The sequence below is a fragment of the Streptomyces sp. B5E4 genome, from assembly GCF_039871555.1.
Taxonomy (GTDB): domain Bacteria; phylum Actinomycetota; class Actinomycetes; order Streptomycetales; family Streptomycetaceae; genus Streptomyces.
The window spans coordinates 170,695-193,886 of record NZ_JBDPMI010000009.1 but is presented as its reverse complement, the minus strand read 5'-3'; the positions used below and the strand labels follow the sequence as shown (position 1 = coordinate 193,886).

Here is a 23,192-nt window from a genome sequence, read left to right as displayed (position 1 = left end):
GGCCGGTCAGCCGCAGAACGCCTCGTCCAGGAGGGCGTCCACGGAGTCGTCGAGGTCGGCGCGGTGGTCGGGGGTCAGCGCGACGGTGACGTGGCGGCGCAGGTCCGCCGTGCTGAACGACCAGCTCTGGTACGTCATGGAGTCGCCGTCGTTGCCGTACACCGTGATCCCGCACGCGGTGTCCTTCCAGGCCAGCCCCAGCCCGTAGGCGCGGCCCGGGAACGACGGCGTGCGCATCTCGTCCAGGAGCCGGTCCGGCAGCAGTCGCCCGCCGAGCAGTGCGGCGAAGAACCGGTCGAGATCGCGGGCCGTGGAGATCATCTCGCCGCCCGCGCCGAACAGCGACGGGTTCATCTCCGTGAAGTCGACCAACTCCGTTCCGCCGCCGTCCTGCTCGATCGGGACGTAGCCGCGCGGATGCGCTCCGCGGATGCGCGAGTTGGTACCGGGCAGCGAGGTGGCGTGGAGGTGCAGCGGCCGGATGATCCGGCGCCCGATCTCCTTCGCGTACGGGCGGCCGGTGGCCTCTTCGATGATCTCGCCGAGCAGGACGTAGCCGGTGTTGGAGTACGCGTAGGCGGTGCCCGGCGGCGTCGAGGTCGGCGGGTGGGCGACGGCGCGCCCGATCTGCTCCCGCGGGGTCCACGTCCGGTGGCGGTAGTCCAGGAACGCCGGGTCCGGCGGCACGGTCAGGGTGCGCTTGTAGTCGTATATCCCGCTGGTGTGGCCCAGCAGGTGCCGCACGGTGATGCGGCCGCCGTCCGGGACGGCCCCCGGCAGCCACGCCTCGACCGGGTCGTCCAGCCGCAGCCGGCCCTCGTCGACGAGTTGCAGGACGACGGTGGCGACGAACGTCTTGGTGATGCTGCCCACCCGGAACCGCCCGTGCGCCGGAACCCTCCGCAGCGTGTCCCGCTCGGCGACGCCGCTGGTGCCGCGCCACACGCGCCGCCCGTCGCGCACCTCCGCGAGCGCGCCCACCGCGCCCTCGGCCACCAGTTCGTCCAGCCGCTCCTGCAGCCCGCCGCGCCCGGCCGCCTCGCCCCCCTCAACCGGTACGGCGGCGACCGATCCGGCCGCCACCGCCACCACTGCCGTCGCCGTCGCCAGCATCCGCCGTACGCGCTTCACCCGGTCCACCCGCGCTTTCGTCTCGCCCGTCCCGTACTTCTCGTACGCGATGAGCCTGCGCCACGCGCCGGTCGCGGGGGAGGGGGCTGGTCGGCGTCTCGGGCCGGGGGTTGTCCCCACCCCGCCGCGGACGTGCACGGGCCCGCGGCCGAGCCGCACCCGGATCGACCCCGGGCCGGCCCGGCCTCGGGCCGTGCCGACAGGCCGGATCAGGCCCGGCCCTGCCTGTGTGCCCTACGTTCGTGCCTTCTGGCGGAAGGCCACGGTCATACCCGCGGCCAGCAGTCCCAGCAGGGCCGTGGCGCCGCCGACGAAGCAGTTGCTCCAGATGGCGCCGTTGGACGCGGTGTTCGCGGTGGTGACCACCCAGGGGGAGATCACGAGCCAGGCGCCGAGCGGCACCGCCAGCCAGGCCAGGCCCGACGTCCGCTCCGGGGCGAGCGCCAGCCCGAGTCCGATCAGGCCGATGGTGATGCCGACGATGAGGTTGTTGATGGCAAGGTTGGTGTTCCCCGTGAAGTGCACGACCCAGGGCGAAATCGCGGCAAACAAGCCGGCGAGCAGGATCAGTCCTTCGAGGGCAACCACACCACCCCTGGCCGTCGTGCGATCGAAACGCTCGCGCATCTCGCCCACGTCGGGGTGCGAGGTCATGTCGGTGGTGTGTTGCTGATGCGACATGGTTGCTGCCTCCTCTCCAAGAAGAGTCGGATGCATCCCCTTAGGCCACGATACGCCCGTTTGGGTGGCTTGTGCCCACTTTGCCGGGTCCGCCGCTGGTCAGGCGCCCCGGCGGCGGACCATTTCGGCGATCCAGACGGGCGCGAACGGGGACGTGCAGCCGGGGGACGTCGGATAGTCCTTGAGCACCTCCAGGCGCTCACCGACGGCCACGGCGCGGGCACGGAGGGCGGGGAACTCGATGCCGATCTGCGCCAGGCAGGTGTTCATCGCCCACTGCAGCCGGTCGGGGGCGTCCTTCAGCTCCGCTTCGATCACGTCGAGCAGCCCCGCCGGATCCAGGCCCGCCGGGCTCTTCACCACGCGCTCGGCGGTCAGCGCCCAGCCGGCGCTCGCCACCACCGGATCGGGGTCGTCGAGCCAGGCCAGGCGCAGCTCCTCGGCGTGCGGGCTCTTCTTGACCGCGTAGTTCACGAGCCAGTCGTGCACCTTGGGCGTACGCGCCTCGCGCAGCATCGCGTCCAGCTCGTCCCGCTCGAACGCCTTCGGACGGCAGATGAGCAACGCCAGCAGCCGCGCCGCGGTGTCGCCGGTCCGCCACAGCTCGCGGGCGAGCGGCTGCTGCGTCTTCAGCCGCTTGGCGAGCGCACGCAGCTTGCCGAGGTGCACGCCGTGGTCGTCGCCGTGCCTCTCGTTCACCGCGCGCGCCTTCGGATCCTCCAGTCCGGCCAGCTCGGCCAGCACCTCGGTCAGGGTCATCTCGGCCACCGCACCCTCCTGCCGGTCGAGGGGAGCCTAGCGGCCGCGCTCCGGGCGGCTCGCCGCCCGGAGCCCGTTCAGCGTGATCGTGCCCGGGTCGAGACGCACGCTCGCCGTATAGCGGTACGCGGCCCGCACCTCCGGGTCCCTGAGGTGCAGCACCCCGCCCGCGTCCGCCGTGAACAGGAACTCCCAGCCCGCGCCCTGGTCCACGTACGCCGTGGTGACGGTCGACTGCCGGAGCTTCGCGGGGTGGCGGCCGGCGAGGTCGTCGGTCTCGCCCGGGTCGCGGCCGACGTGGTACAGCTCGCCGCCGCCGCCGCGCAGCGGCGCGGTCGCGTCCCGGCAGGGGCTGCCGTTCCGAACTCGCGCCGGCCGAGGTCGTCGATCGACACGACGACGACGTTGGGCGGCGGCGGGCCCGCGTCGGTGGCGCTCCGGGCGGATGCGGGGGCGGCGACGGCCGGGAGGCCGACGGCGGAGGCGCCGCGCAGGACGCTGCGGCGCGAGGGACGACGGAACGTCGTCGGGGGCATACGGCTCAGCGTCCGGCGGCCCGCGAGGGGGCGTCAACAGCCGGGCGAATGAGTCCGGGACGGGCGCGCGGAGTGCGGCCGGGCGGAGGTCAGTCGGCGGCGCGCAGCCGTACGTGGATGTGGTCGGCGTCCGCCGCCGCGGGCCGGCCGTCGGGGCCGGTGACCCCCGACAGGGCGAGCCCGGCGACGGCCGCCAGGGTCTCGAAGCCGTCGCGGGTGTACCAGTGCAGCACCCACGGGCGTTCGGTGATGCTGCTGCCCGAGGGGTGGTAGCGCTCGTAGCGCAGCAGCGTCGTCTGGGTGCGGGTGTGCTCGTCGCGGTTCTCGGCGACGATGCGGACCCGCAGTTCGGCGCCGTCCGGTGCGGTGGCGGTGCGGGCCCGGCCGACGTCCGCCGCGGCGGTGGGCGCGGGCAGGTGCAGCGGGATCAGTGCGGTGCCGCCCGCGGCGAGGTGGGTGCGGATGGCGCGCAGGGCGGCCAGCGCGGTGGCGTCGTCGGGCAGCAGGTTGAACGTCGGCCCGGCGAGGAAGACGGCGGCGTACCTGCGCGGCAGGTCCAGGGCCTCCATGCGCTGCTGGAACACCGTGACGGGCAGGCCCTCTTCCGCGGCGCGGCGGCGCAGCCGGTCCAGCATGTCCGCGGAGGAGTCGACGCCGTCCACGTCCAGCCCGCGGCGGCGCAGTTCGAGCAGCGGCTCGCCGTCGCCGCAGCCCAGCTCCAGCGCGGGGGTACCGGCCTGTTCGACGAAGGCGGCGTACGGCTCGGGGTCCTGGGTGACGGACTTCAGTGGGCCGTACAGCTCCGCGACGATTCCGGTGTAGAAGTCTGCTGGATCCATGTTCGCCACCTTATGCGGGCGGCGGTGGCGGGTGCGGTTCCCCGATGAGGTAGGTCACCTGCGTTCCGCATCCGCCGCCGGACCCGTTCGGTGGTCGGCCGGGGCGAATCGGCATGCTGCGCGGGCTACTTCGGCCGGTCGCCGCTCGTCGGGTGGTTCCGGCGCCGCACCTGCTGCGTCGAGCGGACGCGGGGCGGCGAGCCGGACGAGCACCCGGTGAGGAGCACACAGCCCTGACGTCCGGGGCGCGGCGGTGACGTACCCGCGCTGCGACGTCACGCGCCCGCAGGCGTGATCGCCCGGCGCCCGGCCAGGCGGAAGTGCCAGACGATCTCCGCCGGGACGCCCGCGTCGGACGCCGCCGCGGCCTCGGGGACCAGCTCCCGGAGGGACCACGGCCACGCCTCCCACGGCCCCGGGCCGGCCGCCGGAGCCGGGGCGGCCTTCGCCTCCCCGGCGGCCGGCACCCCCGGCTCCTCGCAGCCCAGCACCTCAAGCCCCGCCGCGAGCGCGGCGCGTACGTAGTCCCCGACCGCGTGCCGGTAGGTCTCCACCCGCCCGGGGCTGCCGTCGAGCAGGCGCACCGCGGGTATCGACCCGAGCGCCACCCGCTCCGGGTGGACGTCCGAGGTCACGAGGTGTCCGCCCGGCCGCAGCACCCGCGCGAACTCCGCCATCGCCGGGCCCAGATCGGGTACGTGCGTGAGGGCGAGCGAGCAGACCACCACGTCCACGGCGGCGTCGGCCACGGGCAGCGCGGCCAGCCCGCCGAGGCGGAAGTCGCCCTCCGGCACCCGCTCCCGGGCCCGCGCCAGCATGTCCGGTGAGCTGTCGACGCCGATGGTGCGGTGGCCGCGCCCGGCCAGCAGCGCGGTCATCCGCCCGGTGCCGCAGGCGGCGTCCAGGGCGACGCCGGCGGGCAACGGGTCGAGGAACGCCCCGACCACCGGCTCGTCGAGGTCGAACGCCGAGTTGGGCCCGTCGTAGGTCTCCGACCAGATCCGGTAGCCCTCGACCGTGGACACCCGGGCGACGTCCACGCCCGCGCCCGCCAGCGCCCCGTCGCCGAGCAGCCGCCGGATCTCGCCGAGCCGCGCGGCGACGAACGCCCGGTCGTACTCCCCGGTGAACGAACGCAGCAGGGCAACGCCCTCCAGGCCGACCACGTAGGCCAGCGGATCCTCATGCCTCATGGCCGCGACGCTAGTAACGCCCCGGGCACCCCCGCCACCCGATTTCGCATCGGCCCGCCGGACCGTCACCGAGGGCGGACGCCCCTGGCGCGGCGAGCGCGGGCCATCCAGGTGAGGCACCCGGCAGCCGCGGCACACCGGCCGAAGTCCCGGCGGCCACGCCTGCATGCCCCGCGGCGGTACTCGAAAATCTGTGAATGCGACATGCGGCCGAGCTGCCATATCAAATACCCCGCTGAGTTCGATTTGCCCTAGCCGCGCTTCGCTGCGGCCACCGGGGGTGGTCGGTGTCATCCTGGTATCGCTACCTTTGGCGGATTCATGCGGAGGGGTCCCATGGGCCGGGCAGACACCACCGGGCACGTACGCGAACGAGCGGCGGACGCCCCCGACCTCTTCGCGGAGTTGCGGGAACTGGAGTTCGGATATCTCGACGAGGGCGGGCACACCTATCTCGACCACACCGGCGCCGGGCTCCCGCCGCGCTCCCTCGTCGCGGGCAGCGCGCGGCGCATCACCGGCGGGCTGTTCGGCAACCCGCACTCCGAGAGCCCCGCGTCCCGGGCCTCCGGCGACCGGCTCGCCGAGGCCCGCCAGGCGGTGCTGCGGTACTTCAAGGCCGACCCCGCCGAGTACGCCGTGATCTTCACGCCCAACGCCACGGGCGCACTGCGCCTGGTCGGCGAGGCGTATCCGCTCGGGCGCGGCAGCCGGCTCGTCCTCTCCCTCGACAACCACAACTCCGTCAACGGCCTGCGGGAGTACGCGCGGGCCCGCGGCGCGGCCGTCGCGTACGTCCCGCTGCGCACGCCGGACCTGGGGATCGACGAGGACCGGATGCACGCCGCGCTGTCCGTACGCACCCGGCGGCCCCTCGCCCCCGGGCACCACCGCCCCCGCGGGCTGCTCGCCTACCCGGCGCAGAGCAACTTCACCGGCGTGCAGCACTCCCTGGAGTGGATCGCCACCGCCCAGGCCCACGGCTACGACGTCGTGCTCGACGCGGCGGCGTACGTCCCGACCAACGCCCTCGACCTCGGCCGCCACCACCCGGACTTCACCGTCGTGAGCTGGTACAAGCTCTTCGGTCATCCCACGGGCCTCGGCGCCCTCATCGCCCGCAGGACGGCGCTCGCCAAGCTGCGCCGCCCGTGGTTCGCCGGCGGCACGATCTACGCCGTCAGCGCCCAGGCGCAGTGGCACGTCCTCGCCGACGACGAGGCCGCGTTCGAGGACGGGACCGTCAACTTCCTCGCCATACCGGACGTCACCGCCGGCCTCGCCTGGATCGAGGCCATCGGCATCGACCGCGTCCACGACCACGTCGAGGCGCTGACGGGGCGGTTACTCGCGGGGCTGCGGACGCTGCGGCACGGCGACGGCGCGCCGCTGATCCGGGTGTACGGCCCGGACCGTACCGGCGCACCGCGCGGCGGTACGGTCGCGCTGAACGTCCTCGACGCCGAAGGGCGCGTCGTCGACGAGCGCGTCATCATCCGCGACAGCGCCGCATACGGCATCTCCCTGCGCACCGGCTGCTTCTGCAACCCGGGCGCCGGCGAGGCCGCCTTCGACCTGTCGCCGCGCCGGCTGCGCCGGGCGGCCCGCAGGCGGCTCGGCTCGCTGGAGGACTATCTGAAGCTGCTGCACCTGCCGTCGGCGGGTGCGGTGCGGGTGTCCCTGGGCGCGGCGTCGCAGCCCCGGGATGTCGAAACGTTTCTGTCGTTCGTGGCGCAGACCTACCGGGACCGCGTCCCCGACGTGGCGGACCTGGCGCCGCGACTGGGCTGCTGACCCCGCGGGCCCCGGACCCCGGCCCGCGTCAACGCCCCTGCCGGCTCCGCTCGGCGCCGTCCCGGCACTTGCGCACGACCACCCACCACGTCAGGGCCAGGAACAGCACCGCGAAGCCCGTCAGGATCAGCCACCCGCGGGCGGCCGGATGCGCGAACGACTCTCCGTACGAGGCCAGCAGCGGCCACCCCGCGGGCGAACGGCCCGTACGCCACAGCGACTCCAGACCCACCCCGCTGCCGAGCGCCTCGAAGGCCCACCGGTTGGTCATCGCCAGGCTGATCGCCTCGCCGCCCAGCGTCATCCGCGGCACCGGCACGAACGCCCCCGAGAACAGCACCTGCGGAAAGCACAGCAGCGGCAGCATCAGCGTCGCCTGCCCCGGCTCCGCCACCGCCGCCGACGCGAGCAGCCCGAGCGCGAGGGCCGCGGCGGAGGCGAGCACGCTGGAGGCGAAGAGCGAGGCGTACGTGTCCCAGCCGGCCGGCGGCAGCCGGTCCAGCGCGCGCAGCACCGCCAGCAGCAGGGCGTCGGCGAGGGCGAGCGCGGGGAGCATGGTGGTGAGTTTGGAGGCGACGTAAGGGCCGATCCGCAGGCCGGCGAGCCATTCGCGGCGCAGGACGGCCAGTTCGGTGCAGATCTGCAGCAGGCCGTACGTCAGCCCGAAGAAGAAGGCGCCGAAGGCGATCCAGAACATGATCATCGCGGTGGACCCCGGGTCCGGGGACGCGGGGTCGAAGGCGCCGCCGCGGAAGAGCACGGCGAACATCGCCACGATCATCACGGGGGAGCCGACGAGGACGGCGACGGACAGGCGGTTGTGGAGGAGGAGGGCGGTGCCGCGGCGGGTGAGCAGGGCCCACTGGCGCAGGGCGCCGACGCGGGCCGGCCGGGTGGCCGGAACGGCGGCGGATGCGGCGGATGCGGTGGGGGCGGTGGGGGCGGTGGTCCGGGGCGGCGCTGCGGGCCCGGTCGGTGCCGCGTCGCCGGCCCGGGCGGTGGGCTCCGCCGCCGTCGCCGTGGCGAGCACGGTCCATGCCGCGGCCGGTACCGGTGCCGTCGCGTCGATCGGCGCCGCGGCGCCGGGCGGTGCCGCCGGCCCGGACGGTGCCGCCGCACCGGCCGGTCCCGGCGGACTCCAGGCGTCCCGCTGCGGGAAGTCGCCGGCGCCCGCCCCCGGCGCCCGCGCGCCGGCGGCCACCGCGCCGTACACCTCCTCCGCCGTGGCCACGCCGAACGCCGCGCACAGCGCGCCCGGTTCACCCGCATAGGCGACCTCGCCGTCGGCCGACAGGAAGACCACCCGGTCACCGCGCGGCAGATCGGCGAGCGCGTGCGTGGTCAGCACGACGGTCGTGCCGTCGTCGGCCAGCCCGCGCAGGGTGTGCATCAGCTCCGCGCCGGTGGCCGGGTCGAGCCCGGACGTCGGCTCGTCGAGGAACAGCACCCGGGGCCGGGTCAGCAACTCCACCGCAATGCTCGCCCGCTTGCGTTCGCCGCCGCTGAGGGCCCGTACCGGCGTCTCGCTCCGCGAGGTCAGCCCCAGGGCGGCCAGCACCCGGTCGACGGTCGCGGCGACGGCGGGGGCCGGGGTCTTCGGCGGCATCCGCAGGCCGGCCGCGTACACCAGCGTGCGGTGCAGCGGCAGCTCGCGGTGGATGATGTCCTCCTGCGGCACGTACCCGAACTCCGGCCCCGGCGGCCCCGGTGACGCCCCGTCGTGCCACACCTCGCCCTCGCTCGGCGCGCTCAGCCCCGCCAGCGTCTGCAGCAGGACCGTCTTGCCGGCGCCGCTGCTCCCGGCGATCACGGTGAGGGTCCCGGGCGCGACGTCGAGCGACACCCCGCTCAGCACCCGCCCCGCCCCGCGCACGTCCCGGCTCACCCGCTGCGCCCGCAACCGCAGGCCACCGGCCGGCGAAACGGACACACCGGCGGAACCACCTGGGGAGACCCCCGGGCGCAGGGGCGGCGTCGACATGAGTGCAGCATGCCAAAGGATCGGGGTGCCGGACCCCCACGGCTCGCGCGGGGTACCAACGATCGGGCGATCCGTCAGCGCCCGCCGCCCACCCGCCCGGCCGCGTCCGGCTGCCAGTCGGCGGCGAGCAGCCCGAGGATCACCTCGTCCAGGAACGTGCCCAGCACCCAGGCCGAGGAGCGCAGCACGCCCTCGCGGACGAAGCCGTTGCGCTCGGCGGCGCGCAGCATGGCGGCGTTGTCGGCCAGGGTCTCGATCTGCAGCCGCTGCAGGCCGCGTACGACGAAGCCGTAGTGGCAGAGCGCGGCGACGATGTCGGTGCCGTAGCCCTTGCCGCGCGCGTACGGCATGAGCCCCAGCCCGACGTGCGCGGACCGGTGGTGGGTGTCGATGCCCCACAGCGCCGCCGTACCGACCAGCGCCCCGCCGTCCAGCTCCACCACGGAGAACGGAACCTGCCCCTCCTCCTTGTCGTCCACCAGCAGCGGGTTGTCCTTCGACGCGGCCGCGATCGGCCGCCACGGCGTGGCCTGGGCCCGCGAGCCGGCGACGACGTCGTCGTAGAGGTCGGCCTGCAGAACCGGGATGTCGTCCGCGTGCCGGGCCCTGAGCCCGACCTTCGTGCCTCGTAGCATCCCTGTTTCCTAACCGCCGGGACCCACCGACCGCAAACGCATCCCCCGGCAAGCCGTGCCCGTTCGAGCGAACCCCGCAGCCACCCGGCGGGCTCCCGACACGGCCGATCCCGGTCAGGCGATGAGGAGGCGGAGGCCCAGTTCGGCTGCGTCCAGGGCGAGGAGGTCGCGGTTGCGTTCCTGCCAGCGGCCCGAGGCGAGGTCCTTGCGGAGGCCGTTCACCGCCCGCTGCTCCGCCGCCGGGCCCACCCTGGTCCACACCGACACCGCGCGGCGCACGCGGTCCTCCAGGTACGCCTCGGGCCGGCGCCAGTGCGCCTCGAAGAAGCCGTCCGCGCAGTCCCACGGGATGAGCACCGGCTCCGCGCGGCCGTCGATCGCCCGGGTCAGGTCCGCCAGCGACGGCCAGTCCGCGAGGAGTCCGGCGAACTCCGGCAGGTAGTCGCGGGTGAGCCAGAACCGCTCCCGCCGCCCCGGGTCGCAGGCGTCGTACGTGAACACCACCACGCGCCGCGCCACCCGCCGCATCTCCCGCAGCCCGGCCACCGGGTCCGGCCAGTGGTGCACGGTGCTCACCGCCATGGCCGCGTCGAACGACCGGTCCGGGAACGGCAGCCGCTCCGCACTCGCGGCCACGCACCGCGCCGCGCCCGCGGGCCGCTGCGCCCGCATGACGGCCGACGGCTCCACCGCCGTCACGTCCCGGTCGGGCGGCTCGTACGAACCGGTGCCGGCGCCGACGTTCAGCACCGTACGGGCGTCCCCGAGCGCGTCCCAGATCCGCGCGGCGATCCGCGGCTCGGTGCGCCGGGTCGCGGGATACGCCGAGCCGATGGTCTCGTACAACTGAGGTCCGAACACCCGAAGTTGCTCCTCCGACGTCGTCCTGATCCCCATCGCCCGCGCCTCCAGTTCCCTGTCGATGGCCGTCACCATGGCGGCGGCGCGCTCGCGCTGCGCCAGCAGCAGCCCGCGCAGCCGGTGCAGGTGCGCGACCGCGTCGGTGGCCGGGTCGTCGACCAGCTCCGCGATCTCCCGCAGCCCGAACCCCAGCCGCCGGTAGCCCAGCACCTCGCGCAGCCGCTCCACGTCGCCCGCCGCGTACGCCCGGTAGCCGGCCGCGGTCCGGGCGGACGGCCGCACGAGGCCGATCTCGTCGTAGTGGTGCAACGTGCGCACACTCACCCCGGCCAACTCGGCCACGCGTCCCACGGTCAGATGTTCCGCCACGCCCCCGACGATGCCCCCTCACGCCACGTGAGGGTCAAGCGGCCTTCCTCGTGCCCGGCGGGTCGCCCGCAAGCCGTAGCGCGAGCCCGGGGCAGGCCGTGGCGAGTCGCGGTGTGAATTCTCCGCTGGGACCTGCTCATCCTCGACCTCGGCCTCCCCGCCTGCGACGGCTTCTCCGTCCTGCGCACGTCTGGGGCTTCGACTACGACCCGGGCTCGAACATCGTGGACGTCTACGTCCGCTACTACGCGGCAAACCGGGCGCCGGCCCGGTGGAAACGATCCGCGGCGTGGGCTACCGCCTCCGCGCCACGACCCCCACGCCCCCGGCCCGCCTGAACTCCCGCTCCTGACCGCTCCCGCCACCAGGCCGCCGCCTCCCGGCCGGCGTCGTCCGGGCCCGACGGGAGCGTCCCCCTCGGGCCCGGACTCGGCCTCCGCACGCCGGCATCGGACGCGAAGCCGAGAGGCGTCCGTCAGCCGGGGAAGGTGGCACCCCAGGTGGCGGGGCCGACGATGCCGTCGACGGTGAGACCCTTCTTCGACTGGAAGTTGCGGCACGCGGCGTCCGAGTTGGGGCCGTAGGCGCCGTCCGCGGCGAGGCTGTAGCCGTGGCGGGCGTTCATCTGGTTCTGCCACGTGGCCACGCTCGCGTGGCTGAAGGTCGGCGGCTGGCGGAAGTTGACGCCGGGGTAGGGCAGCGGCCCGCCGCCGGGGTTCGTCGCGCCGTTGAGCACGCCGTTCGCGTACAGGTTCCCCGGGCAGCCGGTGCTCAGGTGGTCGCGGTGGCCGCAGATGGCACGGGCCGCGCCCCCCTGCGTGCGCAGCCGGTTGACGGCGTAGCGGAAGGCGTTGATCAGGCCGGTGGTGATGGTGTCGTAGTCACCGGCGGTCCCGCCGACGAGACCGCAGACGGCGTACCAGTTCTGGTTGCCCGGGGTGGTGCCGTTCGCGGCCGTGCGGCGGTTCTCACCGCGGCCCTGGAACACGTAGTCGTGCACGCAGACGAGGTGGCTGTACGCGATGTCCGCCCAGCCGTTGCCGTCCATGTGGTAGTTCTGGATCCCGCGTACCTGGGCGGCGCAGTCCGCGTGGTTCGTACGGGCGACGTGGACGGCGTCGACGTGATGGATGGTCACTCCGCCGTTCTGGGGAGTGATGTTCCCGTCGGTGTTCCGCGGAGCGCGTGCACCCCACTGGGACCGGGTGACGAAGGTGGTCACAGGGCCCTCCGTCCGGACAGCGCACAGTCCACGGTGGCGTTGAGCGGCTCCGCCTGCGCGTGCCGCAGGGTGCCGGACGGGTGGAGCGCGCCGGGATGGTCGGGGCGGTTCACGATCGGCAGTTCGCGCGGGTCCGCGGCGAAGGCCTGACCGGAGCAGATCACGGGTGCGGCGGCCACGGCCGCGGCTATCCCCAGGAAGCCACGACGGGATGGTCGTTGCGACATGTCGTCTCCAGACGGTTGTGGGTTTCGTGGGGCCACTCGCGCGCAGTGCCGACTTCTCGTGTACGAAAGAGGTACAGGACACCGGTAGCGCGCCGGTTGCGCCGGAATGCCTCTACGTGGCCCCCCACGGCCCCACCCGGCCGTGGTGACGGGCAGACCCCACCCGTTCAGCGCCGCCGCGCGCCGGAGCCGGTGGCCGGGGACGGAGCGGCCCAGCTCTCCTCGTCCAGGAGGAGCCCGTCGGCCAGGGACAAGGATGTGCCTCGCCGTAGCGGTCACGCAGGTCGCTCCACACCGTGTCCGAGGGGCGGGAGGAGTCGTGCAGCTCGTCGGCGGCACGAAGGAGTGGCGCATGCCGCGGCCACCAGCAGCACTGCGGACCTGTCCGCGTCCCGATAGAGCACGTCTCGGCCATCAAACGCAACTGGCCGGAGTACGTGCGTCGCCGCAAGGCGGAGTCGGGATCCTGACCCCGCATGGGAACTACCGGCGAGACACCACACTGCGGCCGGGCGAAGCACCGGATCTGCGACGCCCGCACAGCACGTTCCGCGCAAGGTCTGGGACCGCATCCAGTGGGCCGGGACTCGGCCCACGCCGGGTAAGGCGTGGACGAACTCCGGCGAGGCACACGATCGCCGGGACCGGAAGCAGCGCGACGACGGAGAGGCGCCGCTCCCGCCGCCCCTGCTGCAGGACCGATCGCGGGCCCCGGAGCAATCCGGGCCCGCGTCACCCTGAGTGGGCTGCTACTGAACGTCGTTGGAGGCCAAGGTGATGAAGCGTTCCAAGACGGCCTTGGCCTCGTTGCCCGCGGCGCGCAACTGCGCCTCGTCGGACGCGTGGTGCAGGGGGGACGTCGCGTCGAAAGCGAGCTGAGCTGCTTCGACCACCGTGGGGGAGCCGGCTATGAGCTGAACGCGGAACAGCTCCTGCTGGGCGAGCCCCTTGAGTCGGTACGACTCCAGCCGGGCTTCCGAGGTGGCCGTGCTGTCCGGATCTTCGTTCTTGCGGTGCCAGCGGTCGTACTGGCTGCGCCGGTGTTCCGTGAGGGCGCCGGCGAAGTCACTGTAGACGCCCATGCGTTCCGTGCGGAGCTGCTGCCGGCGAGTGAAGCCTTCGGTCCGCTCTGCCGACTTGCGCTGGAACAGGTACGTGATCGTGGAGCCCAGCAACGTCCCCAAGACTGCGATGAGAGCCGAGGCAGCGCCATTCATGCGACCAGGACACCACACGCGGGAGCGGCATGGTCAGGTGGTCGCTGCCGATGGTTGGTCCACGCGGTGGATGTCTTGGGCCAAGCAGGAGCCGACCTGCGAGGGAGCCCGTCAAGATCATTACGTGCTCATGACGTGATCAGTGGCATGGAGCCGCATCCGGCGGCCTTCGGCTGCGCACCCAAGAAGACCCTGTCCTCAGCGCTCGCGCCGGTCACGGGTCTTGGGCACCTCGACTGAGGTGCCCCCGGCAGGATTCGAACCTGCGCACACGGCTCCGGAGCGTTCGATCTTCCCGCGTTTCCGGAGGTCAATGACCTAGCTGACGGCGTGTTATGTGGCTGATCCCGCGCATGTCCCGTGAAGTGAAAATTTCCGTTTGGTCGTCATCTGGCAGTGAACGAATCAGATCGACCGGCTGGCGCGAAGGAGGTCCCGCTCGGACCTGAACCGGCCGCCGGTCGGGCAGCCGGCAGGCTTCGCCGTCGCCGGGTGAACCGTCCCTCCGACCGTGCGCGGCGGGGCTCGGCGTCATCTCGCGCCCGCCGCCCCCCTGTGCCGACTTGTGGCGAGCGGCGATCGAGGCGACGGGAGCGCTGGGCCGCGATAAGGCTGGTGCGGGCTTCGGCGATACGCGAGGCGTAACGCTCCTGCTCCCGTACGGCCCCGCCTGCTCCACACGATGCGCCGCCAGCCATGCCCGGTCACGCAGGTCCGCCGCCTCCTGCCCGGCCCATTCCATGACCCCGGCCGCGGCGGCGACCACCTCGTCCCGTCGCCGCACCGCCGCGGAACGGACTGCCTCGGCACGGACCTCGGCCGCCGCCAGCGGCTCGGGTTCCTCGCAGCCGCTCTCGGGCCCCTCGCTCCTCCCGCCGCTTCCGCTCGGCCGGCGCGAGCTGCTGGGCGGAGACGAACGCCGCTGTTTCCCACGCCGTGTTCTCCGCACGCCGCCGCCCCTCCCGTGTCGCGGCCGGCGGGGCACTGCTCGTGCTCCCCGGCCGCGTTGGCGCTCTCGAATGGTAATGCGCACGTACCCTAGCCACGGTCTTGACACGGAGTTAGGATCCCCTGGTCGACTCGCGATTCCGCGACTCCGCTCGTTCACCTGAATCCCGCTCCGGTCCGGAGGCATTGGATGGATCCGCTGAACTCGCTGTGCGCAGAGACCGATGAAATCCGTCGGGACCTCGACGACCGTGCCTCATTCCGGGATCCGGAGATGCTGACCCGACTCGCCCGTCGTATCGAGGAAATGCCGGGACTGTGCCGGGAACCCGCGGTCCGTGCCTTTCTGGACGACATACGCGACTTCATCCCGGGTCGGCGGCTCTCAGCCGTCAAGGAGCACATCAACACGAGGCGGGACAACCGGCTGTTCTCCCTGTTCGACGCCTCGTACTTCCCCTCGCTGCGGTTAGAGTTCCTGGCGTACGAAACCCTGCCCACGAATCCGTACATGGCCGATCGGTATGCCAGTAATACGATGCCGGTGAACATCGTCGCCCGCTCCGCGGGATTCGGCGGCCGGCCGGTGGTGGCGCTGTTCCCGGAGAATCACATCGACGGGATGCAGGAGCCGGACGACCAGATCTTCTATTTCATCGACAAGTTCGTTGAGCGGCATCGCCGAATTACCCGCCGCATGCTGGGACCGGTCCTTGCGGAAGGGAGTCTGCCACTTGTGCAGAAAGCCACGGACACGGAGATAGAGCTGGCTTCGTCCTGGTGGGTGCGACTGCACGAATACCATCACAGGCAGGGTGATATGCCCATTCCGGAGTTCCTCCCGGCGAAGACGTCGAAGCCGCTGGCCGGGCTGGAGGAGCTGCGCGTCGACGTGTCCGGCATGCTGGCGCTCCTCGGCGACGCCGCGCTGCCGGCGGAGCCGGCGCGGTTGACGTACGAGTACATCCTCGCCGAACGGCTGCTGCGCTACGCGGTCGAGGGCATACCCCGCCCCAACTACGACGCCGTCGCCTCGCAGCTTCTCTTCTCCTATCTCACGGAGCACGGCGGGCTGCGGCTTCGGGGCGGCCTGATCCATCTCGACCGGGACCTCCCCCGGGTGCTGGCCGGGTTCCTCGGCGAGATCGAGGCGATCGAGCGCAGGATCCACCAGGAGCCGGTGGCCGCGGTGAAGAAGCGGCTGCTGGAGTTCACCCACGCCTACACGGACTACGACGCCGAGGCCGGCGACTACCGGCACATCCCGTACTTCGCCGCGGTCAAGGCGTCGCTGGGCGTGTAGGGCGCGGCCCGGACCGGCCCGGCCGCGGCGCGTCACCGCGCGGCGGCCGAAGGAACGGCGCGACTCGCACGGAACGGAAAACAGGAGCACACCCCGACGGACACCCTGGAGTGCATGTGACTGCTGCAGCGGAACTGCCCGCGGTCGACCGGAACCGGCTCGACGACCGGGTGGAGGAGCAGATCGACAAGGCGCAACTGCGCCGGACGGACAACCCGTTCTTCGCCGCCGCGCGCAACGCCGGCTCCGTCACCCCGGAGGCCGGGCTCGACATCGCCGTGTGGTGGCGGGCGATGACCAAGGGCTTCATGTTCACCACGCTGGCCGGGCTGGGGGTGATCGCCCGTTCCTTCGCGGCGGACCGCGAACCGTCCCGTACGCTCCTGGGCGCCCTCCAGACCGTCTACCGCGTCATCGGCGACGACCTGGACAACGCTGCCCCCGAGTTCAGCTCGGTCGCGCCCCGCGGGCCGGCCGGCATCCACTACGTCTGGTGGGACGACACCATCACCGCGCCCCTCGCCGCACGCGTGGGCGAGCCGGAGCGCGCCCGGGCGCAGGAGCTGCCGGGCCCGGTGGCGGAGCTGCTCGCGAACATGGACCGGCTCGCCGTCTCCCCGCACGGCGCCGCCGTGCAGTTGCGCGTCGTGGAGACCATTGCGCTCGACATCGCGGTGGCGTTCCGGCGGATGTACGGGAAGGTGACGGCGGGCGGCGAGAAGGTCTTCACCGAGAAGGAGCAGTTCACCTGGATCGACGCCCACATCAAGGCGGAGACGGTGCACGCCGCGCAGGTCAGCGATGACGAGACCGGCATGACCACGCTGGTCACGGACGACGCGGAGGCGGCGGAGTTCCTGCGGCTGGTCGAGGAGTACGCCGGCAGCTTCTCACGCGCGCTGCAGTGCTTCGCGCGGCGCCTGGCCGAGCCCGCAGCGGCCGGCGCGTAGCCCGGACATGGAACTGCGGGACCACTACGGCCTGGCGCTCGCCGTGATCGAGCCGGCGGAGCTGGACCGCCGGCCCTGGGCACAGGTCCGGGAGCGGATCGACGTGGTCCGGCTGCCGGAGCCGCCTGCGGGGCTGGCCGGTGAGCTGGCCGCGCGCGGCTTCGTGGTCAAGCCGTCCGCGGTGACGTGGCTGGCGGAGCTGGGTACGGACGAGGCGGCGTTCCTGGGCAGGCTGGAGCGGGCCGACCGGCAGTCGATCCGCAGGGCGCAGCGCCGCGCCGCCGCGGCGGGGCTGCGGGAGGTGGTGGCCGACCCCGTCACTCCGGAGCTGCTGGACAGCTTCCTCGTCCTGTACGCGGCGCGCGTGGCGCGGATGCGCTTCGGCGTGCCGTTCGCCCTGGACTACCGGGACACGGTCCTGAACGGCCCGGACAAGTTCTTCGGCGTCTTCGCCGTCGCCGGGGACGGCGTCGGCGGCGGGGGCGTGGACGGCACCGACGTCGTCGGCGGCGTGCTGGTGCTGGAACGGCCGGACATCCGGACCGCGGTGCTGCGGTTCTCCGCGGTCAGCGCGGGGTGGCGGCGCCGCAGCCTGCCGAGGGCGCTGTACACCGCGGCGCTGCGCATCGCCCGGGAGAAGGGGTACGAGTACGCCACGCTCGGCGACGAGCCGAACCTGTCGGGGCACCTCACCAAGCCGGGCCTGTTCGTGTTCAAGGCCGGGCTGGGCTTCCGGCCGGTGCCCGCACAGGACTTCACCGACCCGGCGGTGACGGACGAGGCCGACTTGGTGCTGCGGCTCGGCGCACTCAGCGACCCGACGCTGATGCTCGGCTATCCGGTGTCCGCGCCGGGCGGCGAGCACACCGGCGCGGGCGGCACGGGCGGCGGGAGCAGCCCCCCGGCCGCCGCCGGCGGTCCGCGTCAGCTCGCGGTCAACCTCGTCTGCGAGTCCCCGGTGAACTCCGCGCTGTACGCGGCGCCGTCGCTGGCGCCGACCGTGCTGCGCCGACCCGGCGGTTGACGGAGCCCGGCGGCGGTGCCCGCTCAGCCCGCCGCCATGCTCCGCTCCACCCAGTCGAACACGCCGCCGAGCACCTGCCGGTGCTGTTCCCTGCCGAGCAGTGACAGAAAGCCCGGCACCGCGTTGACCTCAAGGATGACGTAGCCGTCGGAGGTCGGCAGGACGTCGAGTCCGGCGAGTGTGAGGCCCATGGCGCGGGTCGCCACCACCGACAGCTCGATCAGCTCGTCGGGGGCGTCGAAGCGCTCGAAGCTGGAGCCCTCCAGCGTCTTGCAGCGCCAGGACCCGGCCGCCGGCAGCTTCAGCATGTTGATCGGGGCGACCTCGCCGGCAACGGTGATCCGGAACTCACCGCCCTCGGTGGGGTAGTACGGCTGGCACACCAGCGTGCGGTGACGGGAGAGGAGTTCCTCGGCAAGTGCCTTGCCGGCGGCGTAGTCGGCGATCCGCTCGACATCCTGCCCGCGGTAGCCGAACGACGGCTTGATGATCACCGGGCCCCATTCGGCGCACGCCGCCTCGACTTCGGCGGTGGTGGTCGCCGACCGCAGCGGCGGCACGGGCAGCCCGGCCGCCGCCAGCCGCTGCGCCATCTGGAACTTGCTGTACCCGGTCAGCCACGCCTCCGCGGGGTCGAACATGCGCGGGCCCGGGGTGTCGCTGAGCATCGTCAGCCGCTCGACCCGGTCCTGCCAGTCGTCGCCGTACAGCTTGGCCCGGTTCAGGATCGCGTCGAAGGCCACCGCGGGCTCCCCGCGCAGCGACAGCTCCACGTCGCCGCCGGGCCCGGTGCGGTACGCGATCTCCTCCAGCGTGAAGAACGACATCTCGTGCCCGCGTTCACGCCCGTACTCCACGAGGCTCGGGCCGTCGGGATCGATTCCGGTGTAGTCCCAGCCCAGCAAGCCGATCTTCACGGTGCTCCCATCGGGTGCGTGGCGACGCGGCCCTCCGCCTTCCCGTGCCGGAGCCTCCCGGCAGGACGAACTCCCTGTCAAGGCCGTTGGCAGCACAAGAATTTGGCCACACAGACGGTCTACCGCTCAACCGCACCGTCCCGTTAGCATCAGCCGCCGTATTCGTGCTCGCGTACGAGGGGGATTGCTGCGGTGGGCATGTGGGGAACGCTCGTCACGCCAGGCCGGAAACAGGACGAGTCGTACCGCACGGCGGGCTGGTGGAGGGACGAGACGTTCCTCGACGACCTTGAGGCGGCGGCCCGTTCACGCCCGGCTCACCCCGCGATCATCGCGTACGAGGGTCGTGATCGCGCCACGACGCTCACCTACGCCGAGCTTGCGGACGTCGTCGAGCGGTTCGCGGCGGCGCTGGCGGCGCTCGGCGTCGGACGTGGCGACGTCGTCGCGCTGTACATGCCGAACCGGTGGCAGCTCACCCCGCTCTTCCTGGCGTGCCACCGCATCGGCGCCGTCACCTCGCCGGTGATCCCCGCGCTCGACGTGCGCGAGCTGGCGTACGTGCTCACGGAGAGCGGCGCGAAGGTCTGCGTCACGGTCGACCGGATAGGCGAGACCGACTACGGCGCCCGGCTGGCCGAGGCCGCGCCGAAGACGCTGGCGCACCGGGTGGTGGTCGGCGACGCCGCCGCGTCCGGTGCGCTGGACTTCGAGGGGTTCTTCGTACGGACCGACCACCCGCCGGTGGCGCCGGCCGCCCGGCTCGGGCCGGACGACCCGTCACTGCTGCTCTACACCTCCGGCACCACGGGCCGGATGAAGGGCGTGGTGCACAGCCAGAACACCCTGCACGCCGCGGTGCTCGCGGTCTCCCGGCCGCACCGGCTGACCGCCGGCGACATCATCTCGATCCCGGCCTTCGCCACGCACATGGCCGGGTTGACCTACGCCTGCTACATGCCGCTGCTGCTGCACGCCACCTGCGTCACGCAGTCCGACCACCTCGACGTGGAGCTGTTCCTCGACCTGCTCGCCGAGCACCGCATCACATGGGCGTATGCCGCGCCGGCGCGGCTGGTCGACATGCTGGAGATCCAGCGCGCTCAGCCGCGGGACACCTCCGCCGTGGTGCAGGTCGTCTCCGGCTCGGCGCCCATTCAGCCGCGGCTGATCTCGGAGATGCGGAAGGTCTTCGACCTGCCCGTACGCGCACTGTGGGGCATGACCGAGAACGGCGCGGTCACCGTGACCCGGGACGGCGACCCGGAAGGCTGGGCGGCGCACAGCGACGGCCGGGCGGAGCCGTCGATGGAGGTGCGCATCGACGCCGGGCCGGGCGGGCCGGAGCCCGCCGTGGGCCGGCTGCTGGTCCGCGGCGCCTCGCAGTGCCTGGGCTATCTGGGCCAGCGCGAGGTGTACGAAGCGTGCCTGGACGCCGACGGCTGGTTCGACACCGGCGACCTGGCGCGCCACGACGGCCGCGGCGGTATCCGCATCACCGGCCGCCGGGTGGACCAGATCAACCGCGCCAACGGCCAGAAGATCGCCACACTGGAGGTCGAGTCCGTCCTCACCCGGCACCCGAACATCAGGGAGGTCGCACTCGTCGGCTACCCCGATCCTCAGCTGCCCACCGCGGAGCTGGTGTGCGCGGTGGTGGTGGCGGACGGCGAACCGCCGACGCTGGAGTCGGTGCACGCGCACCTGGCGGCCGAGAAGATGGCCCGGGTGCTGTGGCCGGACCGGGTGCAGTTCGTCTGGGAGCTGCCGAAGAACTCGCTGGGCAAGGTGCTGCGCCATCCGCTGCGCGAGCGGCTCGAGATCGAGTACGCCGCCCGCCGATGACGGCGTCGCCGGGCTCCCCGCCCCCCTGGGGGTCCTCTCTTCCGCCGGGCTCCGCGGAGCCCGGCGGCGCCCCCGCGTCCCACGCGGCGCGCAGGCGGCGCTCCGTCGCGCTCCTGGTGATCTCCACGGCGCAGTTGATGTTCCTGCTCGACGCGACCATCGTCAACGTCGCGCTGCCCAGCATGCAGCGCTCGCTCGATCTGTCGGGCTCCGACCTGGAGTGGGTCGTCGCGTCGTACTCGATCGCCTTCGGCGGGCTGCTGATGCTGGGCGGCCGATGCGGCGACATCCTGGGCAGGCGGCAGGTGTTCACCGCCGGCATCGCGCTGTTCACCGTCGCCTCGCTGCTCGGCGGCATGGCCTGGGAGCCCTGGCTGCTGGTGGTGTGCAGGACGGCGCAGGGCGTGGGCGCGGCGGCGGCGTCGCCGGCCGCGCTCTCGCTGATTGCGGTGACGTTCCCCGAGGGGCCGGAGCGCAATCGGGCGGTGGGCTGGTACACGGCGGTGGCCACGGCGGGCGGCGGCGTCGGCATCATGGCCGGCGGGCTGATCACGTCGTATCTCTCCTGGCGCTGGGTGCTGTTCGTCAACGTCCCGATCGGGGTGGCGATCCTCGCCGTGGGCCGGCGGGTGCTGAAGGAGACGGAGCGGCGGCGCGGCGCGTTCGACGCGGTGGGCGCCGTCACCGGGACGCTGGCGGCGCTGCTGCTGGTCTACGGGCTGATCGACGGCGCCGCGGACGGCGGCAACTGGAGCTCTCCCGCGGTCGTCGGCGCGCTGGTGCTCGCGGCGGTGCTGCTGCCGGTCTTCGTGCTGGTGGAGAAGCGGAGCAAGCAGCCGCTGGTGCCGCTGCGGCTGTTCGCAGGCCGCACCAGGCCGGGTACGTACGCGGTGTTCGCGCTCACCAGCACCGCGATGTTCGGCATCTTCTTCTTCCTCACGCTCTTCCTGCAGCGGGTGTGGGACTACTCGCCGCTGCAGACGGCGTTCGTGTACATCCCGCTGACCGGGCTGCTGGTGCTGGGCGCCAAGGTCAGCTCGCGCCTCGTGGCGGTGGCCGGCACGAGGCCGCTGGTGTGCGGCGGGCTGCTGGTCGCGACGGTCGGCATGCTGTGGCTGTCGCGGATCGGCGACTCCGCCGGGTACACCACCGGGATGCTTCTTCCCACGGTGCTGACGTATGCGGGTCTCGGTGTGGTCAGCGTGCCGCTGACGATCGCCGCGCTCGCCGACGTACCGGACGAGGACTCGGGCGCCGCCTCCGGCCTGTTCAACATGTCCCGGCAGATCGGCGGCGCCACCGGCCTGGCCGTGCTCGGCACGGTGGTGTGGGCGACGGTCGAGGCGCAGGGCCGCGCGGACGCGGAGGCCGCGCTGTCCGAGGGCGTCGGCCGCGGGTTCCTCGTGGCGGCGGGCGTCACGGCGCTCGCCCTGCTTCTCGCGCTGCTGACCGTGCCGGGGAGGGCCGAGCCGGGACCGCCGGCGGACGTGCGCACCGCGGCGGGCGGTACGGACGGACCGAAGACGACGGACACGCCGGCGGCCGGAACCGCCGGTCCGGCGGAGCCGGCGGCGCCCGGTCCCGCGGGACCGGCGGAGCCGGGAAGGACGGGCGACGGTGGCTGACGTCCTTGTCATCGGGGGAGGCATAGCGGGTGCCGCGGCGGGATGGTTCCTCGCCAGGCAGCGCGGCGGCAGCCGGGTGACCCTGCTGGAGGCGGAGCGCGCACCGGGGATGCACGCGACCGGGCGCTCCGCGGCGCTGTTCAGCGAGTACTTCGGCAACGCGGCGGTGCGGGCGCTCACCGGGCACAGCCGAGCCTTCTACGCGGCGCCGCCCGCGGGCTTCGCCGCCGCCGCGCTGCTCGCGCCGCGCGGCGTGCTCGCCCTCGGCACCCCGGAGACCGCCGCCGCCTTCGAGGCGGCGAAGGCCGCGGGGGCCGGCGCGCCGCAGCCCGCGGTGGAGCTGACCGCCGCGGCGGCGCTGGCGCTCTGCCCCCTGCTCCGCCCCGGCGCCTTCGACCGGGCGCTGCACAAACCGGGCGCCTGCGACATCGACGTGGACGCCGCGCACCAGGGCTTCCTGCGCGGGCTGCGTGCCGCCGGCGGCACGGTGGTGACCGGTGCACGGGTCACAGGGCTCTGCCGCCGCGGCGGCCGGTGGCACGCCGCCACCTCCGCCGGCGGTTTCTCCGCGCCGCTCGTCGTCAACGCCGCCGGCGCGTGGGCGGACGACGTTGCACACCTGGCCGGCGTGGCGCCGGCCGGGCTCGTCGCGTACCGCCGCACCGCCGCCCTCGCATCGGTACCGGACGGCCACGACGTCACCGGCTGGCCGATGGTCACCGACGTCGCCGACACCTTCTACGCCCGCCCCGAGCCCGGCGGCCTGCTGCTCTCCCCTGCCGACGCGACGCCGATGGCGCCGGGTCGAGCGCGGCACGACGATACCGACGTGGCGCTGGCCATCGCGCGGTTCGAGGCGATGGTCGCACTCCCGCTGCGGCACGTCACGCACGCCTGGGCGGGGCTGCGCACCGCCGCGCCCGACGATACCCCTGTGATCGGGCCCGACCCGGACGCGCCGGGGTTCTGCTGGCTCGCCGGACTCGGCGGCTACGGCATCCAGACAGCCCCCGCGGCCGGCGCACTGCTCGCCGCCCTCACCGCGGGGGACGCACCACCCATCGCACTGCGTTCGCTCGCCACAGACGTCACCCCCGTCCGCACCCGCACGGCACCTCTCTGACCTCAACCCCCT

The 23,192-nt window shown here is 73.3% G+C and carries 20 protein-coding genes and 1 pseudogene; 8 read left to right on the top strand and 13 right to left on the bottom strand.

From position 1 onward, the window contains the following. Positions 1-6: 6 nt before the first annotated feature. The 6 genes from ABGA99_RS15140 to ABGA99_RS15115 form a co-directional block, all read right to left on the bottom strand. A complete protein-coding gene (locus ABGA99_RS15140; RefSeq protein WP_347582804.1) occupies positions 7-1,140 on the bottom strand; it encodes a serine hydrolase domain-containing protein in 1,134 nt (377 codons plus the stop codon). A gap of 225 nt (positions 1,141-1,365) precedes the next feature. Further along, positions 1,366-1,812 (bottom strand): SPW repeat protein, encoded by a 447-nt coding sequence (locus ABGA99_RS15135; protein WP_347578386.1) that lies wholly within the window; start codon positions 1,810-1,812, stop codon positions 1,366-1,368. A gap of 99 nt (positions 1,813-1,911) precedes the next feature. Further along, complete coding sequence (locus ABGA99_RS15130) at positions 1,912-2,580, bottom strand: DNA alkylation repair protein (protein WP_347582803.1); 669 nt, start codon at positions 2,578-2,580, stop codon at positions 1,912-1,914. 27 nt (positions 2,581-2,607) lie between these two features. Continuing rightward, entirely contained in the window at positions 2,608-2,784 is a 177-nt protein-coding gene (locus ABGA99_RS15125; protein ID WP_347582802.1) for a hypothetical protein, read from the bottom strand. Positions 2,785-3,196: 412 nt separating this feature from the next. After that, positions 3,197-3,946 (bottom strand): class I SAM-dependent methyltransferase, encoded by a 750-nt coding sequence (locus ABGA99_RS15120; RefSeq protein WP_347578383.1) that lies wholly within the window; start codon positions 3,944-3,946, stop codon positions 3,197-3,199. A gap of 275 nt (positions 3,947-4,221) precedes the next feature. Then, positions 4,222-5,139, bottom strand: coding sequence for a class I SAM-dependent methyltransferase (locus ABGA99_RS15115; RefSeq protein WP_347582801.1), 918 nt, complete (start codon positions 5,137-5,139; stop codon positions 4,222-4,224). A gap of 336 nt (positions 5,140-5,475) precedes the next feature. Between ABGA99_RS15115 and ABGA99_RS15110 the strand changes: the two genes are divergently transcribed. After that, positions 5,476-6,933: an aminotransferase class V-fold PLP-dependent enzyme gene (locus ABGA99_RS15110; RefSeq protein WP_347582800.1), complete on the top strand. Its 1,458-nt coding sequence runs from the start codon at positions 5,476-5,478 to the stop codon at positions 6,931-6,933. Positions 6,934-6,961: 28 nt separating this feature from the next. On the opposite strand, the gene ABGA99_RS15105 is transcribed toward ABGA99_RS15110, so the two are convergent. The 3 genes from ABGA99_RS15105 to ABGA99_RS15095 all read right to left on the bottom strand — a co-directional run bounded on the left by ABGA99_RS15105 (position 6,962) and on the right by ABGA99_RS15095 (position 10,752). Further along, entirely contained in the window at positions 6,962-8,863 is a 1,902-nt protein-coding gene (locus tag ABGA99_RS15105; protein ID WP_347582799.1) for an ABC transporter ATP-binding protein, read from the bottom strand. 125 nt (positions 8,864-8,988) lie between these two features. Further along, on the bottom strand, positions 8,989-9,549 hold the full coding sequence (locus tag ABGA99_RS15100) for a GNAT family protein (RefSeq protein ID WP_347578379.1): 561 nt from the start codon (positions 9,547-9,549) through the stop codon (positions 8,989-8,991). 114 nt (positions 9,550-9,663) lie between these two features. Beyond that, positions 9,664-10,752, bottom strand: coding sequence for a MerR family transcriptional regulator (locus ABGA99_RS15095; protein ID WP_347582830.1), 1,089 nt, complete (start codon positions 10,750-10,752; stop codon positions 9,664-9,666). Positions 10,753-10,961: 209 nt separating this feature from the next. On the opposite strand from ABGA99_RS15095, the pseudogene ABGA99_RS15090 reads away from it, so the two are divergent. Further along, a pseudogene (locus ABGA99_RS15090) lies at positions 10,962-11,131 on the top strand (winged helix-turn-helix domain-containing protein); the annotation flags it as partial. A gap of 123 nt (positions 11,132-11,254) precedes the next feature. Here ABGA99_RS15090 and ABGA99_RS15085 read toward each other — a convergent pair. From ABGA99_RS15085 to ABGA99_RS15075, 3 genes are all read right to left on the bottom strand, one after another. After that, positions 11,255-11,917 (bottom strand): N-acetylmuramoyl-L-alanine amidase, encoded by a 663-nt coding sequence (locus tag ABGA99_RS15085; protein ID WP_347582798.1) that lies wholly within the window; start codon positions 11,915-11,917, stop codon positions 11,255-11,257. Between the two features lie 80 nt (positions 11,918-11,997). Beyond that, positions 11,998-12,228: a hypothetical protein gene (locus ABGA99_RS15080; RefSeq protein ID WP_347578377.1), complete on the bottom strand. Its 231-nt coding sequence runs from the start codon at positions 12,226-12,228 to the stop codon at positions 11,998-12,000. Between the two features lie 749 nt (positions 12,229-12,977). Further along, positions 12,978-13,412 carry a hypothetical protein gene (locus ABGA99_RS15075; RefSeq protein WP_347578376.1) on the bottom strand — a complete coding sequence of 145 codons (435 nt, stop codon included), beginning with the start codon at positions 13,410-13,412 and terminating at the stop codon, positions 12,978-12,980. A gap of 1,255 nt (positions 13,413-14,667) precedes the next feature. Between ABGA99_RS15075 and ABGA99_RS15070 the strand changes: the two genes are divergently transcribed. The 3 genes from ABGA99_RS15070 (at position 14,668) to ABGA99_RS15060 (ending at position 17,670) form a co-directional block, all read left to right on the top strand. Beyond that, the gene (locus tag ABGA99_RS15070) at positions 14,668-15,696 is read left to right on the top strand and encodes a DUF6421 family protein (RefSeq protein WP_347578375.1); all 1,029 of its coding nucleotides are present in this window, start codon (positions 14,668-14,670) and stop codon (positions 15,694-15,696) included. A 116-nt stretch (positions 15,697-15,812) separates the two neighbouring features. Further along, complete coding sequence (locus tag ABGA99_RS15065) at positions 15,813-16,646, top strand: DUF6202 family protein (protein WP_347578374.1); 834 nt, start codon at positions 15,813-15,815, stop codon at positions 16,644-16,646. A gap of 7 nt (positions 16,647-16,653) precedes the next feature. Next, entirely contained in the window at positions 16,654-17,670 is a 1,017-nt protein-coding gene (locus ABGA99_RS15060) for a GNAT family N-acetyltransferase (RefSeq protein WP_347578373.1), read from the top strand. A 23-nt stretch (positions 17,671-17,693) separates the two neighbouring features. On the opposite strand, the gene ABGA99_RS15055 is transcribed toward ABGA99_RS15060, so the two are convergent. Continuing rightward, positions 17,694-18,587 carry a hypothetical protein gene (locus tag ABGA99_RS15055; RefSeq protein WP_347582797.1) on the bottom strand — a complete coding sequence of 298 codons (894 nt, stop codon included), beginning with the start codon at positions 18,585-18,587 and terminating at the stop codon, positions 17,694-17,696. Positions 18,588-18,785: 198 nt separating this feature from the next. Here ABGA99_RS15055 and ABGA99_RS15050 point away from each other — a divergent pair, with 198 nt between their 5' ends. Genes ABGA99_RS15050 through ABGA99_RS15040 form a run of 3 tightly spaced genes read left to right on the top strand, consistent with a single transcriptional unit; the run spans position 18,786 to position 23,180 of the window. After that, complete coding sequence (locus ABGA99_RS15050; RefSeq protein ID WP_347582829.1) at positions 18,786-20,432, top strand: AMP-binding protein; 1,647 nt, start codon at positions 18,786-18,788, stop codon at positions 20,430-20,432. After that, positions 20,429-22,057 carry an MFS transporter gene (locus tag ABGA99_RS15045; RefSeq protein ID WP_347578371.1) on the top strand — a complete coding sequence of 543 codons (1,629 nt, stop codon included), beginning with the start codon at positions 20,429-20,431 and terminating at the stop codon, positions 22,055-22,057. The genes ABGA99_RS15050 and ABGA99_RS15045 overlap by 4 nt, the downstream gene beginning before the upstream one ends. Further along, a complete protein-coding gene (locus ABGA99_RS15040) occupies positions 22,050-23,180 on the top strand; it encodes an FAD-dependent oxidoreductase (RefSeq protein ID WP_347578370.1) in 1,131 nt (376 codons plus the stop codon). Before ABGA99_RS15045 ends, ABGA99_RS15040 begins: the two co-directional genes overlap by 8 nt. Positions 23,181-23,192 lie beyond the last annotated feature (12 nt).